12 protein-coding genes are annotated in these 15,306 nt (G+C 36.1%); 6 read left to right on the top strand and 6 right to left on the bottom strand.

Annotated elements, in window-relative coordinates; all coding sequences use genetic code 11:
• Positions 1 to 212 precede the first annotated feature (212 nt).
• Positions 213 to 1,325, top strand: a complete 1,113-nt coding sequence (locus G6W43_RS01465) for a metallophosphoesterase (protein ID WP_194168981.1) — start codon at positions 213 to 215, stop codon at positions 1,323 to 1,325.
• Position 1,326: 1 nt separating this feature from the next.
• Entirely contained in the window at positions 1,327 to 2,127 is an 801-nt protein-coding gene (locus G6W43_RS01460) for a phosphatidylserine decarboxylase (protein ID WP_194168980.1), read from the top strand.
• Between the two features lie 255 nt (positions 2,128 to 2,382).
• Here G6W43_RS01460 and G6W43_RS01455 read toward each other — a convergent pair whose 3' ends face one another.
• From G6W43_RS01455 to G6W43_RS01435, 5 genes are all read right to left on the bottom strand, one after another.
• Complete coding sequence (locus tag G6W43_RS01455) at positions 2,383 to 4,497, bottom strand: ATP-binding protein (protein WP_194168979.1); 2,115 nt, start codon at positions 4,495 to 4,497, stop codon at positions 2,383 to 2,385.
• Between the two features lie 2 nt (positions 4,498 to 4,499).
• Positions 4,500 to 5,681, bottom strand: coding sequence for a DNA cytosine methyltransferase (locus tag G6W43_RS01450; protein WP_196783731.1), 1,182 nt, complete (start codon positions 5,679 to 5,681; stop codon positions 4,500 to 4,502).
• A 9-nt stretch (positions 5,682 to 5,690) separates the two neighbouring features.
• A complete protein-coding gene (gene guaA, locus G6W43_RS01445; RefSeq protein ID WP_103566374.1) occupies positions 5,691 to 7,223 on the bottom strand; it encodes a glutamine-hydrolyzing GMP synthase in 1,533 nt (510 codons plus the stop codon).
• A 10-nt stretch (positions 7,224 to 7,233) separates the two neighbouring features.
• Complete coding sequence (nhaD, locus tag G6W43_RS01440; protein ID WP_009294572.1) at positions 7,234 to 8,622, bottom strand: sodium:proton antiporter NhaD; 1,389 nt, start codon at positions 8,620 to 8,622, stop codon at positions 7,234 to 7,236.
• A gap of 113 nt (positions 8,623 to 8,735) precedes the next feature.
• Positions 8,736 to 8,903 carry an LptM family lipoprotein gene (locus G6W43_RS01435; RefSeq protein WP_012001408.1) on the bottom strand — a complete coding sequence of 56 codons (168 nt, stop codon included), beginning with the start codon at positions 8,901 to 8,903 and terminating at the stop codon, positions 8,736 to 8,738.
• 30 nt (positions 8,904 to 8,933) lie between these two features.
• Here G6W43_RS01435 and G6W43_RS01430 point away from each other — a divergent pair, with 30 nt between their 5' ends.
• From G6W43_RS01430 to G6W43_RS01415, 4 genes are read left to right on the top strand one after another with little or no spacing between them, the layout of a single operon-like run.
• Entirely contained in the window at positions 8,934 to 9,386 is a 453-nt protein-coding gene (locus G6W43_RS01430) for a hypothetical protein (RefSeq protein ID WP_021089660.1), read from the top strand.
• The gene (gene uvrC, locus G6W43_RS01425) at positions 9,380 to 11,197 is read left to right on the top strand and encodes an excinuclease ABC subunit UvrC (RefSeq protein WP_194168978.1); all 1,818 of its coding nucleotides are present in this window, start codon (positions 9,380 to 9,382) and stop codon (positions 11,195 to 11,197) included. Before G6W43_RS01430 ends, uvrC begins: the two co-directional genes overlap by 7 nt.
• Complete coding sequence (locus G6W43_RS01420; protein WP_148801658.1) at positions 11,194 to 11,928, top strand: hypothetical protein; 735 nt, start codon at positions 11,194 to 11,196, stop codon at positions 11,926 to 11,928. Before uvrC ends, G6W43_RS01420 begins: the two co-directional genes overlap by 4 nt.
• Positions 11,918 to 14,797, top strand: a complete 2,880-nt coding sequence (locus G6W43_RS01415) for a hypothetical protein (RefSeq protein ID WP_194168977.1) — start codon at positions 11,918 to 11,920, stop codon at positions 14,795 to 14,797. Before G6W43_RS01420 ends, G6W43_RS01415 begins: the two co-directional genes overlap by 11 nt.
• Before the next feature lie 56 nt (positions 14,798 to 14,853).
• Here G6W43_RS01415 and G6W43_RS01410 read toward each other — a convergent pair whose 3' ends face one another.
• Positions 14,854 to 15,207: a histidine triad nucleotide-binding protein gene (locus G6W43_RS01410; RefSeq protein ID WP_194168976.1), complete on the bottom strand. Its 354-nt coding sequence runs from the start codon at positions 15,205 to 15,207 to the stop codon at positions 14,854 to 14,856.
• Positions 15,208 to 15,306: the final 99 nt, after the last annotated feature.

Genomic DNA, 15,306 nt, shown 5'->3' with positions numbered 1-15,306 from the left:
AAGGTGGGAATTTTCCCACCTTTTTATTTTTAAATTCCAAAATTCTATCTTTTAGTTATTATCCTAATGTAAATACCTTTTAACAATCATTTTTGTAAATTTAAATCATAAAATCATACGGTTTAGTACTACAAATTGTTCTAAATAATTAATAAAATTTATAATGTAAATTTAAAAATATAAAATATAATCTTTGTTTTCAAGGAGATATTTTGGGACTTTTTCGGATCATTATTGGGGCATTTATCTTTAGTGTTCTTACAAATTTATACTCATACAAACGTTTTATCAAAAAGGTATCATTTTTTACTCCACACCTTAAAAAAATTCGTATATTTTTCTGTATTATTAGTGTGCTTGAGTTTGTATTTGTTCTTCAACTAAGATTTTCTTTTTTAAATATAGAACTCTATCTGATAGCAGGGACGCTCATTGGTTTTTCTCTATTTTTATTTGGTGTTAGTTTGTTTTATGATGTTGTTAGATCTATTTGCTCAAAAGCTTATTTTAATCCCACAAGACGAAAATTTATTAAATTTTGCTTTGATGTGACATTTGTTATTTTTATAGTTGCTTGCTTTTTGAAAGGAATTTTTAACGCACTTACTCCGCCAAAGATCAGACAAGTTAGTATAAAAATAAAAAATTTACAAAATGATCTGAAAGTAGCCATGATAACCGATGTGCATATTGGCGAGTTTTTGCAGAAGGATTTTGTAGCTGAGCTTGTAAAAGAGATAAATTTAGCTAGACCAGATCTAGTCGTGATAGTTGGCGACTTGGTTGATATGAGAGCTGAACTTATAGGGGATTTTTTAGATCCATTAAAAAATCTTAAAAGCACCTATGGCACCTTTTATGTCCCTGGCAATCACGAATACTACCACGGAGTTGATGGGATACTAGAAAAAATTCGCGCTCTTGGCATTAGGATACTTGGCAATAAAAATGAAAAAATAGCTGGTATAAATTTGGCAGGAGTCTATGATCTAGCTGGCATAAGGTTTAAAAATTTAGAGCCAAATTTAGACGAAGCACTAGCAGGATGTGACCCAAATTTGCCGACCATCCTACTCTCTCATCAGCCAAAATTTATAAAAACTATGCAAAAAGACGTTGATCTAGTGCTTTGCGGTCACACGCATGCTGGACAAATTTTCCCTTTTAGTATCCTTGTTTTGCTGGATCAAGGTTTTTTACATGGGCTTTATAAGATTAATGATAAAATGCAAGCTTATGTTAGTAGTGGTGCAGGATTTTGGGGGCCTCCAGTTAGGATCTTTGCTCCCAGTGAGATCGCTATTTTAAATTTAAGCAAGGACTAAAATGAACAAGGACAATCTCTTTTCTCAAATTTTTGGCAAGGTGGCAAAAATAAACTTTTTCAAGCCGCTTCAAGAGCTTATCAACTCCTTTTATGTAAAGCTATTTAAGATCGACATGAGTGAGTTTAAGCCAGCAAATGAGTATAAAAATTTAAACGAGCTTTTTACCAGAGAGCTTTTGAAGCCAAGAGAATTTGACGCAGCAGATGAGATATTTATAAGTCCTGTTGATGGTACCTGCCTTAGTTTTGGCACCACGAAAGAGCTAGAAGCTTTTAGCATAAAAGGCATGAACTACGGTGTGAAGGAGCTTTTGGGGCAGGGCGAGCTTGAGGGCGAGTTTGACTTTGCCAACATCTATCTTAGCCCAAAAGACTATCATCACTATCATGCACCTTGCGATATTACGATAAAAAAAGCGGTCTATATCCCAGGCAAGCTTTACAGTGTGGCGGTAAAATGGCTTGGCAAGGTCGATAGCCTTTATACCAAAAACGAGCGTGTGGCGCTACTTTGCGAGATGAAAAATGCCAAAAAACTTTGGCTAGTTTTCGTGGGTGCGCTAAATGTTGGTAAGATGAAATTTTGCTTTGATGAGCGTATCCAGACAAATGCGATGGCAAATTTTACGCAAATTTATGAATATGAAAATTTACACATCAAAAAGGGTGAGCGTCTTGGAAATTTCGAGCTTGGCTCAACCATTGTCATACTTAGCGAAAAAGATGCGATCGAATACAACCTTTTTGAAAATAAAGAGCTTAAATTCGCTGAAGCGATCGGTAGGATCAGAGAAATATAAATTTACAGCCAATTTTTGAAAACTTGATTTGAACTTGTTAAATAAACAAAAAGTGTTTGGTGCTTTTGTAAGATTATATTAAATTATTAAATACTTGTATCTTGATATTTTTGTTTTTTGTTTTGAAATGACTTTTTCTACTATGCTTATATCTTTATTGATGTTGCAAATTTAACTTTTTTATTTTTTATAAAATAATATACTATTGTAGTAAATTTTATATAATTTACTTAAATGTTATGTATTTTTCTAACTCTAGGAAGTGACATTTAGAACAATATTTAATTCTTTGCTATTAGCATCTGATTCTTTCCTATTAGCAACATAAGTTGCGATATTTATATTGTTGTCACTTATACCATTTTCCACATAGTTCTTCCAATACTCCACTATATCTTTATTCATAAAATCACAATCGGACTTACTGGCATTACTCATTTCTATATCTGTCGGGAAATTAGATTTATCAAATAACAATATTTTTTCATCCTCATCCCTGCTTTTGTTTAGATGCTCAATGATTATATTTAGCACCTTGTTTACAATAAAACCATATGTTTCCTTGCTTAATACAATTTTGTCATTTTTAATAAACGAGAATTCAAGTTTCCCATTCGTAAGGAATTCCGGTATTTCGCTATAAGATAAAGACATTAATATATAATCCCCTACTCCTCTAGTAGCCCATCCTGCACCACCCTCAAACATACAATATTCGCTTTGTTTATAATTTTTGCTCGTTAAGTACACTAACAGTGCATTTTTAGCCGTAATATTTTCTCTTATTTGTTCTTTCAATGGCTTTAAAACTTCAAATTTGTCGCTATCTTGTGCGGAAGTATAAAATATTTCATCCTTTCTAACTCCACATTTTTCTATTAATAAATAATATATAAAGTCTGTAAATCTTTTATCGTTACTAGAGTGGGATAAAAATATTTTATACTTATCTTTCAACATGTCGCCTTGTACTTTGTTGGCTACGATCATCGTAAACTCATTGACTTGTTCTGATGGTTCGTTAGGAAAACGCTCCTTTAGTTCATTTTCTACTTCTTTTATAAAATTATTCTTTCTTTTATCAAAATTTTTATTATCCTTGTCCCTTATATCGTTTGCTAGTTTTTCTCTTTTGCTTATCAAGTCGCCAATTATACTTTTTACAATGTCTACCAACAACGCGACCCTTTTGTCATGTTCATCTAAATTCTGACGATTTGAAGTTGCTATGTCAGGTAAATCATCTTCATCTAATAAGTCAAAGTGTATTTCACCCTCTATATAATTGACGAAAGCCTGAGTATTGCCTAAGTAGTTTAGGAAATTTTCTACCGCGAGCTTGTTTCTAACATATAACCTGAGCTGAATTGGATTATAAAAACTATTTTTTGTAAAGTTTACATCATTGTCTTTTGCTATTTTATTGTCTATCGTACTATGTATACCTATCCATCCGTTTAAAGTATATTGTTTACTTTTTTTGATGCCCTGCTCGTCAGTAAATTCCCCACTTCCACTAACTTTATTTTTATCAAGTAACTCAATCTTTCTATCAAAAAGATATTCTTTATCTCTCTTTTTGGACTCTATTTTAAATTTAGAATCCTCTTTAATCAGTTTGTCAAAAGTTTCTTTTAACTCTTGTTGGCTATCTTTTGGAAAGTAATCTATAAAAGCCATATTTTTAAATGCTATTTTTTTCTCTATCGGTCTAAATATAGGTTTTTCACTATCCTTTTTTACAATTGCTAGAAAAATCTTTCTATCAACCATAGAATCCAACGAAAATATATTAGATAACTTGTTTTCTAGGCTATCTAGTGCTCGTTCGCCAAGTCCTTCTAGATTTACATTTTCTAAGATTAACACCGTACCTGTCTTAATTTTTTCCCAAATTTGATTAGATCGTAATTTTGTTTCTGTACCGTTTATTAATCTTAAAAAAGGTTTTTCATTTTCGTCTTTTTTGTTTTCGCTATAGTTCATTTCCCATTTATTGACCATTCCAGCACTTGTTTTAGACAATATAAAATACTTCTCGGAAAGATAAAGCGCCGCCAACTTTCCTATACCTTTTCTACCCATCATTTTATAGTTGTCGAATACTTCTGGGGCCTGCTCCAATCTTTTATTGTAACCGACTTTCGCGTAAATACTAATGTTATTGTCATCCAAACCGATACCGTCATCAATAATTTCCACAAGAGATTTTGATTTATTTATCATATTTATATAAATATATATATTTTTAGCATTTGCATCAAAACCATTTGCTACAAGCTCCGAAATAGCGCTCCAAGCATTTGAATAAAGGCTTTTGCCTAGTAATTTTAAAGCAAGCCATCCGAAAGAAAATTCTACCTTTTGCATCATTATCCCTTCTTATGTTTTTTCTTGTAAGATAAGAAACTTTTTGTTACTTGATTTGCAAGACTAATAGCAAGCAAGGGAGGTACGGCATTACCGACTTGAGAATTTTGTTGAGTTTTACCACCATAGAATTTAAAAAAATCAGGAAAAGACTGCAATCTAGCCCCCTCTCTTGTGGTAAGCGCCCTGTTTTCTTTTGGGTGTATGCATCTTAGAGATGAAGGCGTTCCCAAGTTATTCGTTATCGTTGTAGACGGTTTATTCCACCATAGCCTTCCGTATGTATTTTTGTAGCCGGAAGTGAGTCTATATTCTGACGGTAACTTTTTGTCATCAACCAAACTGTTTATATACTCTCGCCCCTCGCCTTCTATTACAGCATTGATAACGCCTTGAATTTTCTTGCCATAAGAGCCGCTCTTATGGCAAGTTAAAACATCGTTATTATTTCTCATAAGCTCTTGGTAAATATTCTTAGGAGCTGTTAAATATTCATTCTTTTCTTCGTTTGATCCTAGTGGTGGTAAATCTGATAATGCATTTTCCACGCTTAAAAATGCATTACAATCAGTTAATATTTCATCCGGAAATTTCCATGTTAGATCTACATCTTTTCTTACACCAACTATAAATACTCTCTCCCTATTTTGTGGTACACCAAAACTCACTGCATTTAGAATTTTTTTATAAATCATATAGCCATTGGTATTTTTTATATTATTAAACATTTTATATATATCTTCTATTACAGGAATGCCAACATTGTTTTTCATGGTAAGCAGACCTTTGACATTTTCAAAAATAAACATTTTTGGTTTCAGAATACTCAGTAATCTACAGTATTCCTTATACATAATAGCTCTGTTATCATACTGTCTTTTGCCTACGGTACTGTAAGATTGACAAGGTGGTCCCCCTATGACAAGATCAACACAACTTATATCAATTCCATTATCTTTGATTTTTTTCTTATTAATTTCTTTAATGTCACATTCTAATAAATTTATATTTGGAAAATTTAACTTAAAAGCAGCTGCAGCATGTTTATTGTATTCATTTGCAAACAAAAAATTAAATTTATCATTTTTTACAAATTTATTCATATCTTTTTTATAGTAAAAACCAAATGTTAAACCACCAGCTCCTGAAAACAAATCAACAATATTTATAGCTCGTTTTCTCAATTTTTCAATTTACTCCCACTCTATCGTTGCAGGTGGCTTGCTTGAGATGTCATAAACTACGCGGTTTATGCCATTTACCTCGTTTATAATGCGGCGGCTTACGTTTTCAAGCAGATCATAAGGAAGCCTTGAAAAGCTTGCAGTCATGCCATCACTTGCATCTACCACGCGCACGCAAACAGCGTTTTCGTAGGTGCGGTTATCGCCCATAACACCAACAGAATTTACATTTAAAAGTACGCAAAATGCCTGCCAAGTTTTGTTATACCAGCCACTACTTTTTAGCTCATCGCGCAAGATCACGTCAGCTTTACGAAGCAGCTCAAGACTTGGTTTATTTACCTCGCCCATGATGCGGATAGCAAGGCCAGGTCCAGGGAAAGGATGGCGGAAAACTAGCTCGCGACTTAGTCCTAGCTCAAGTCCTAGCTTTCTAACCTCGTCTTTAAAAATTTCTCTTAAAGGCTCTATTAGTTCAAATGTCATCCAATCAGGCAAACCTCCAACATTGTGGTGGCTCTTTATCGTCTTGCTTGAGCCAACAACTGAGCTTTCGATGATATCAGTATAAAGAGTGCCTTGAGCTAGAAATTTCACATCGCCATGCTTCTTAGCCTCTTGCTCAAAAATTTCTATAAATGTCTCGCCTATGATCTTGCGTTTTTTCTCAGGGTCTACCACCCCAGCTAAGCGGCCAAGAAAGGTCTCGCTCGCATCTATGCTAACTAGCTCAACGCCAAGCTTTGTTCTAAATGTAGCCTCAACCTGCTCTTTTTCGTTTGTTCTAAGAAGTCCGTTATCAACAAATACAAGGATCAAATTTTCAGGCACAGCAGCCGCCAAAAGTGCCGCAGTCACAGAACTATCCACACCACCACTAACTGCGCAAAGCACCTTGTGAGTGCCCACTGTTTTTCTGATCTCTTCTATCTTATTTTTAGCGAAGCTTCCCATATTCCATGTGCTCTCGCAGCCACAGATATATTTAGCAAAATTCTTTAAAATTTGCGTGCCATACTCACTATGTTGCACCTCTGCGTGAAACTGGATCGCATAAAATTTACGCTTATCATCGCCAAAAGCGCAATAAGGCGAATTTTCGCTGATCGCAATCGCCTCAAAGCCCTTTGGCAGGTCTTTTACATAGTCGCTATGGCTCATCCATACGATTTGTTTTGAAGGTGTATCTTTAAAAAGATCGTGCTCTTTTACGACGCTAAGTTCAGCCTTGCCGTACTCTTTGTGATCAGCTGCTAAAACCTCAGCACCATGCGTGTGAGCAAGGAGCTGCATGCCGTAGCAAACGCCAAGTATAGGGATATTTAGCTCAAAGACGCCGTTATCGCAAAAGTAGGCATCTTTGGCATAAACGCTAGCTGGACCACCACTTAGAATGATACCTTTTGGATCTTTCGCCTTTATATCGCTTAGTTTTGCGTTAAATGGCAAAATTTCAGTATAAACTCCTTCTTCTCTTAGCCTTCTAGCTATTAGCTGAGTATACTGCGAACCAAAGTCCAAAACTATAATCGTATTGTTCATTTATAACCTTTTAAAAGTAGATGTGAAAAATTTCAAACTGCACATACCAAACAATGAGTGATACGATGTATCCTAAAACTACCATCCATGCATATTTCATATGCGCACCAAAGGTATAAATTCCTTTTAATTTACCCATTACTCCAACGCCAGCTGCTGAACCAAAGCTGATCATCGAACCGCCGATACCAGCCGTTAGCGTCACTAATAGCCACTGACTCATTGCCTCGCCTGCATCAGCTCCCATTGCTGGATTTGCTTTCAAAACAGCTGACATAACAGGGACGTTATCAACGACTGCTGATAAGAAGCCAACTCCGATATTTACAGGTGTTGAGCCAAATTTATCATAAAGTGACACAGCGTAATTTAAAAATCCAGCAAAGTGAAGAGCGCCAACTGCAGCTAAAATTCCAAAGAAGAAAAATAGCGTGTTGTTCTCGATCTTTGACATATAGTGAAAGACGTTCATAGGCTCTTCGTCTTTGTGAGCTTTTTTGAAATAGTAAGTGTAAAGGCTAAGCAGTGAGAAGCCAAACATCATGCCCCACATCGCTGGTAAGTGAAACAACTGGTGCATCATAACTGCACAAAAGATAGTAAATGCACCTATGAATATAACCGCTTTACCACCCTTTTTCATAACCACTTTTGGCTCATTTGCCACGTCAAAATGAGGCGCAGTATTTGGCACGATGCGTGAAAGTAAAAATGCTGTCACAAACCAGCCGATAAATGAAGCTGGGAAAAGTGCAAAAAAGTCTAAAAATGGTGACTTGCCAGCTGCCCAAACCATAAGTGTAGTGATATCGCCAAATGGACTCCACGCACCGCCTGCATTTGCAGCTACGACGATGTTTATCGCACCTGCGACTAGGAAATTTGTATTATTTCTATCTATCGTTAAAAGAACGGTTGATAGGATAAGCGCTGTTGTTAGGTTATCAGCCACTGGGCTAATGAAAAACGCCAAAATTCCAGTTAGCCAAAATAGCTTTCTGTAAGTGTAGCCTTTTGAAACAAGGTTGTATTTAAGTGCGTTAAATACATCTCTTTCAACAAGTGCTTCGATAAATGTCATCGCTACCATTAAGAAAAATACGATCTGAGCTATCTCCAAGATCAGGTGATTTACCTCGTGCTCTAGTGAATGCACATCCATGCCATTTATAAGCATATAAACGCCGATTAGCAAAAACATAAAAGTGCCGATAAAAATGGCAGGCTTTGCCTTGTCGATGTGAAAATTCTCTTCTGCTGCTATGAAAAAGTATCCAACAACAAAAATGATAAGCGATAAAATTCCCGCCCATGTAGTAGTTAAGTCAATAGCCGCAGCTTCTCCGTCAGCACCAAAGGCTATAGCAAAAAACAAGCCTAGAAGTCCAAATAACCTCATATACTCTCCTTGTAAGATAAAAATTTGCGTATTTTACTTAAATGAGCCTAAAATTTAGGTTAGTTAAATTTATTAAGCTTGCATTACATTTTTATCTTACGCGAAATTTAAGATCAAATTTTATTGATCTTGTCTGTTTTTTTCTCTTTTACGGGTGCATCGCCATAAAATGGATCGTCCTTGTAGCCGCAACCACTAAGTGCAAAAAGAGCGAAAATTAAAATAAAAGATGATAAGATTGCCTTATGAAAGACGCCAAATTTATGATAGATGCTATCCACGAAAATCCTTTGTATAAAGAAAAATTAAGCATGGCAGACGAGTGCCAAGAGCTTCTTCGCCTTATGGGTAAAGCAAAGCGATTTTACATAGCTTTTTGCTATGTTAGAGAAGGCATATTAACCTTCGTTCTCACTCATCCCTCAGGGCTTTTGGAGCTTAGACGTGATAGTAGTATAAATGATATAAAAGGGTTATTAAAAACCTTTTGCAAATTTAATAAAAATAGCATTTTTGCAAGCGTCATCGAGCCAAAACCTCTTAGCGAGATCAACTATATAAAAAATAAAAAAGAAGAAAATATAAGATTTATCGTGAGCAAATATCTAAAATTTTTCACGCCTCAACCTACGCAAAGGTCAAATTTCATCACGCCAGCTAGCAAGGGCGAGTTTAAAAATTTAGCCACAAATGAGCAAATTTATAAGAAATTTGAAGAGCTAAGAGAAATTTTGCTAAAGAAAAACGAGCAGGCAAGATGCTAATAGACGAGATCAGAACGCTTCCAAATGAGCCTGGCGTATATCAGTATTTTGACGCTCAAAACAGACTTTTATATGTCGGCAAGGCCAAAATTTTAAAAAACAGGGTCAAAAGCTACTTTAAATTTACCCCAAGCCTAGCTCCAGCTGAAAAGCTAAGCCCAAGAATTTCAAAGATGATAAGCGAGGCTGTGCATCTTGAATACATCGTCACACCAAGCGAGGCAGACGCGCTCATACTTGAAAATTCATTCATAAAGCAGCTAAAACCAAAATACAACATCTTGCTTCGTGACGACAAGACCTACCCTTATATCTTTATAAATTTAAACGATGAATTTCCTAGATTTGAGATCACCAGAAAGGTTGTAAAAGGCTCAAATATACGTTATTTTGGGCCATATTTTAGCGGAGCAGGAGAGCTTCTTGAGGCGCTTTATCTAAATTTCAACCTAGTTCAGAAAAAGTCTTGCATCAAAGGCAAAAAAGCCTGCCTTTTTTACCAGCTAAAACGCTGCTACGCCCCATGTGAGGGCAAAATTTCAAAAGAAGACTACGCCAAAATAGTCGCTGATGCCACAGCCGCTTTGCAAAATCCAAATTTGTTAATCGCTCGCCTTGAAGAGCTCATGCTAAACTACGCCAAAGCCGAAGACTACGAGCAAGCAGCCGCGACTAGAGATAAGATGCAAACGCTTAAAAATATGCAAACAAAGGTTGAAGTTGATCTAGCCAAGCTTGAGGACTTTGAGGCCTACTCAGTCGCTTGCGTGCATGATATGATCTGCGCGGTGAGATTTAGCGTGCAAAGTGGCAAGATAACAGGCGTAAAAACTGATATCACGCAGGCTAAAAACGCTCAAAAAGACGAGATAAACGAGGCTTATAAGCAGGCCATTTTAAAAAGCTTTATCGCTGGTCAGCCAATAATTAGCACCAAAATTTACGTCAATGAAAACTTTGAAGATAGCGAGCTGGTGGAGGAAATTTTAAACGAGAGATTTGGACGTAAATTTAGCATCACATGCCCAAAAATAGGCGATAAGCGTAAAATTTGCGAGATAGCTACAAAAAACGCTGAAGTTAGCATCGAAAAATACCTAAAAACGCACGATAACGAACTATTAAACGATATAAAAGAGTATTTTAATCTAGCTCATACGCCTTACGTAGTCGAAGCCTACGACAACTCACACCTTTTTGGCGAGGCGAGTGTCGGAGCGATGGTGCGCTATGAGCATGGCGAGTGGGCGAAGCAAAACTACCGCCACATGCATCTTGGCTCCAAAAACGACTACGATCAGATGAGAGAGAGCCTCACTGCTAGAGCACTTAGATTTGACAAGCTTAGCCCGCCTGATCTTTGGGTTATTGATGGTGGCGAAGCGCTTTTAAATTTAGCCTGCGAAATTTTAGCAAGTAGCGGGGCAAACGTCGATGTGATCGCTATCTCAAAAGAAAAGATCGATGCCAAAGCTCACCGTGCAAAGGGCGAGGCGAAAGATAAAATTTATACAAAAAATGGCAGCTTTAGCCTAAGCACGAGCGATAAAAAGCTGCAGTTTTTCCAAAAAATGCGCGATGAGAGCCATAGATTTGTCATCAGTTTTCACAGAAAAACAAGGCAGAAAAACGATATGCAAAGATCAGTGCTAAGACAAGCTGGCGTTTCTGAGGGCAGTATCGCGAAATTAATCAGCTTTTACGGAAGTTTTGATAAAATCAGCGAAGCAAATTTAGACGAAGTGGCAAAAATAACAAACAAAAGCGTAGCGGCAAAGCTTTTAACGCTCAAAGAAGGAAATTTGAAGTGATAATATACGACAAAAACGGTCAAATTTTAGCGATGGGAGATATCTCTCTTGGTCTGCTTGAATTTAAAGATATAAGGGAGTTTTTAAGCGAACATAAAGACATTGACGAGCTAGTTTTAGACTACAAAGAGTCTGGAGTTTTTATAGATTATCTAGCTAAAAGACCAAATTTAAGAGTAAATTTAAAGACCAAAAACGGCAAAATTTTAAATGCTACGCTTAAATTTTCAAAGATCAGCTCAGTAAAAAATGAAGAGTATTTTGAGCTTTTAATCCTCGATCAAACAGAAATTTACAGCCAAAACCAGCAAGCTGCGATGAAAGCAAAGACAAAGCTTCGCTTGCCAAATTTAAAGGTCGATGAAAAAGAGCTTTTGGATAAAGAAGAAGAGATCTTAAACGAGAGCTGGTTTAGCGAGACAGCTAGCTTTTTAAATTTAAGCAAAAGCGAGTTTGCGACCTATCTTGGTATATTTTTAAGCAAAGCCAAAGACAAGATGATCTTTATCCAAAGTGCGGTGCAAGCGCGAGATACTAAATTTTTAGAAGAGAGCATAAAGATCTTAAAAGAGCCAGCGCTAAATTTAAAGATCACTCCGCTTGTGGCAAATTTCGATGCGCTACTTACCAGACCAAACAAGATTAAAAAAATCGCTCAGATAAATGAAAGACTAAGCGAAATAAGCACACTTTGCAATAAATTTTCAAAAAGGCTTGGCAATGAGGGTTAGTAAATTTTTAGTTCTTTTGCCGATATTTTTGGCAGCTTTCGCTTGCTTTTATAGTGGCGCGCTCTACTTTGATAAATTTAGGATCTCTTATGGCATAAATAGCGAGGTAAAAAGAGAAAGTTTGATAAGAAAAACCTTAGATGCGATCGTTTCAGAAAGAATTGCTTACGAAAGATATAGTCAAACTAGGTCACCTCAAGATGAAGCGGCTTTAAGAGAGGCAAATGCTGCTAAGAATTTGTTTGTAAAAAGTTTATCAAACACTCTTTCTAACACACCAGATAATAAAAGGATAAGAGATAGGCTAAATGAAGTTTTAAAAAACGCAAATGCAAGTTGGGAGAGCTCTAATCTCTCGTTTCTTAGCTTTGTTGAGTTAGCAAATTCTGCTGTTGAAAGTGGGCAAATTTTATTTAGAGATGTTGCTTTAGACATTGATATCAAGCGTCATATACTCTCTTTACTTAGAACCTATGAGCTGCTTCAAAACGTAAATACCACAAAAGAGCATATCTTGGCTGTGCTTATGGGTAAAGAAAAAATTACCGAAAGTTCGCTAAAACAATCTCTAGATAGCCTTAAATACAACGATATAAATGCAAATTTACTCCCAAATGGCGACATAAAAGACAACATAATAAGAGATATAGATAGGCTTGATAATATAGAGACCTCTCAGGGCTATGACGAGATCCGCCTTAAGCTAAAGCTAAAAAATGAGCTAACACGTGATGAAATTTTGCAGATATATACCTTTGAAAGCAATAGAGCTAAGCTTTTCAGCAAGATAGCAAATGTCTTAAGTGACGAGCTAAAGAGACTAAATGATAACTTTAGAGTAAAGGTGCTTTCTCTAACATTTTTGATGTTTTTTCTATCGCTTTGGCTCTTTTACGCTGGCTATAAAACATATATCTGGCTAAAAGCTCTAGAAAATTTAAACCAAAAAATGAAGCTTGTAAGAGATGAGGTTTTAAAAAGAGGCGATAGAAATCCACAAAATTTAATAGAAAATTTCATCGCGCTATATAAAGAGCTACTTCAAAAATATGAGCAAGAAAGAAGCTTTGCTGCGATAAAAGATAGACTGCTTGTTAGGCTAAGTAAGAAATTTTATCAAGCAAAAGAGCAGATATTTAGCTCGGTTGCTACGCTAAAAAAAGATGAAAATGTCCTTAAAAATGAGCTTGTTTTTGAAAATTTAGAAAAAAATAGCCAGATAATCGCGATAAATTACAGCAATATAAAAGGCTTGCTTGATAGCAGAAATGGCGAAGTTGGACTAAATTTAAAGCCATTTAACCCACAAATTTTGTTTTCAAATATCCTTGAAGCGCAGATACCTTTCACGCAAGAGAAAAAGCTAAATTTCTTAACCTATCTTGATGCAAACATCAGCGACGAGCTAGAGGGCGATAGCGAGAAGATAAGCGTCGTCTTTGGCTCTATCATGCAAGCTGTCGTGACAAAATGCGATAAATTTGCCAACTTGATAGTAGAGATAAAAAATGTCAGCGACGCCCTTAGTCAAAGCGGTCTTTTACTCATCGAAACAAAGATAAGGACAAATCAAATTTTCATAAATGAAGAGCAGATAAAAGCTTTAAACGCAGAAGATGAAAATGAGATAAATGATGAAGAGAGCGAGTTTTATCTAAGACTTGCTAGCTTTTATCTAAAGCTTTTTAACTCAAGCCTTGACATAAGCACACTTGGTGGAGCTGGTAATGAGTTTAAATTTATCCTTAGTCTAAAAAAGGTGCAAAAACTGCAAAATTTCAGCCTAAATCACGAGCTAAGGATCGCGTATCTGCCTGATATAAATGCAAAATACAATGAATTTTTCGCAGCTACTTTAGAAGATATGGGGCTTAGGTTTCAAAATATCATCTCAAATAATCAAGCACTAGCGAAAAACTACGATATCGTCTTTGCAAGGCAGAGTGCAAGTAAAAATATAAATATAAAAAATGTGGTCTTGCTAAAAGATCCTCTCACGCCACTTAGCGTTGCAAGGCTTGTCTATATGGAGAAAAATAGGGGCGAGAGCTTGGCTGAAGAGAAAGTGCTCTTTTTGCTTTGCGACAAAAATCCGCTTAGCCTTGAGATGTTTTCGCGCGCTTTTAGCTTCTTAGACTGCGAAGTCATAGGCGTTAGCAGCCACAAAGAGCTTAAACAAGCACTGCTTTTAAATAGATTTAACGCAGTCTTTATCGATGCTTCATTTTTTGAAAATGGCGTGGCAAATTTCGTAAAAGGGATAAGATCGCTTCAAGAAGAGAAGATAAATTTAGTCGCTGTGGTCTCAAATACCTCAAACATCCCTGAAAGAGAGCTACTGCCTGCTTTTGATGAGAAGATCAGAAAGCCTTTTAGCAAAGATGAGCTAAATCAAATTTTGCCTAAATTTATAAAAAACTATAAGCCAAGCAAAGAAAATAGATACTTTAGTAAAAATGAAAACATAGTGATTTACAAGAGCACAAAGCTTGAAAATAAGATATTTGCTGGCGCTCTTGGCGAGTTTCAAAACACGCTTGAGGTCGCAAATAGCTTTAGCGAGCTTTTGATAAAGATAAAGACAAAACCTTGCTCGCTAGCGCTTGTGGATGAAACGGCGGAGGGCTTTGATATAAAAGAGCTTTTAGCTACGATATCTGAGCTTAGAGCTGGGCTAAAGCTGGATGCTAGAGTGCTTCTTTTTAGCAACAACTTAGAGCTTAAAAACCAAAAAGAGTATATAAAAATCCTATCTCCAAGCGTTAGCAAGATAGAGCTTACAAACTTCGTAAAATCAGAGCTTGGCGAGATAAATTCGACCCAAAATGAACTAAAGAATAACTTTAAGTTTATAAAATTTAAGGTTTGAGTTTTGAAGTAAAAATTTGAAGTGAAATTTAGACTCAAAAAGAGTCTAAATTTTTTTTAAAATGTGCTTTGTGGATCAGCTACGCCTTCGCTCCAGCCAAGTTTTGCGCCAGCAAGCAGGTGAAAGTGTAGGTGTATAACCTCTTGACCGCCGTTTTCGCCGCAGTTTGTTATGAGGCGGTAACCGCTCTTATCAACGCCCATTAAGCTCGCCACTTCTTGGATAAATTTAGTCATCTCACCCATCAAAACTGGATCCATCTCTTGGAAGTTTTTGTAGTGTTTTTTAGGGATGATGAGGATGTGGATCGGCGCTTTTGGGTTGATGTCGTTAAAAGCTAGAAATTTCTCGCTTTCAAGCACTTTGTTACAAGGAATTTCACCAGCAACGATCTTTTCAAATATGGTCATTTTAGCTCCTTTGAAAGTTTGAGAAATTATATCAAAGTGTGCTTAAATTTCGCGCTTTTTATCTTGATTTTAACTCTTTTTCTATAAAATCGATGCAAA

The organism is Campylobacter concisus, from assembly GCF_015229965.1.
GTDB lineage: Bacteria > Campylobacterota > Campylobacteria > Campylobacterales > Campylobacteraceae > Campylobacter_A > Campylobacter_A concisus_BD.
This window is presented reverse-complemented; position numbering and strand designations above follow the sequence as displayed.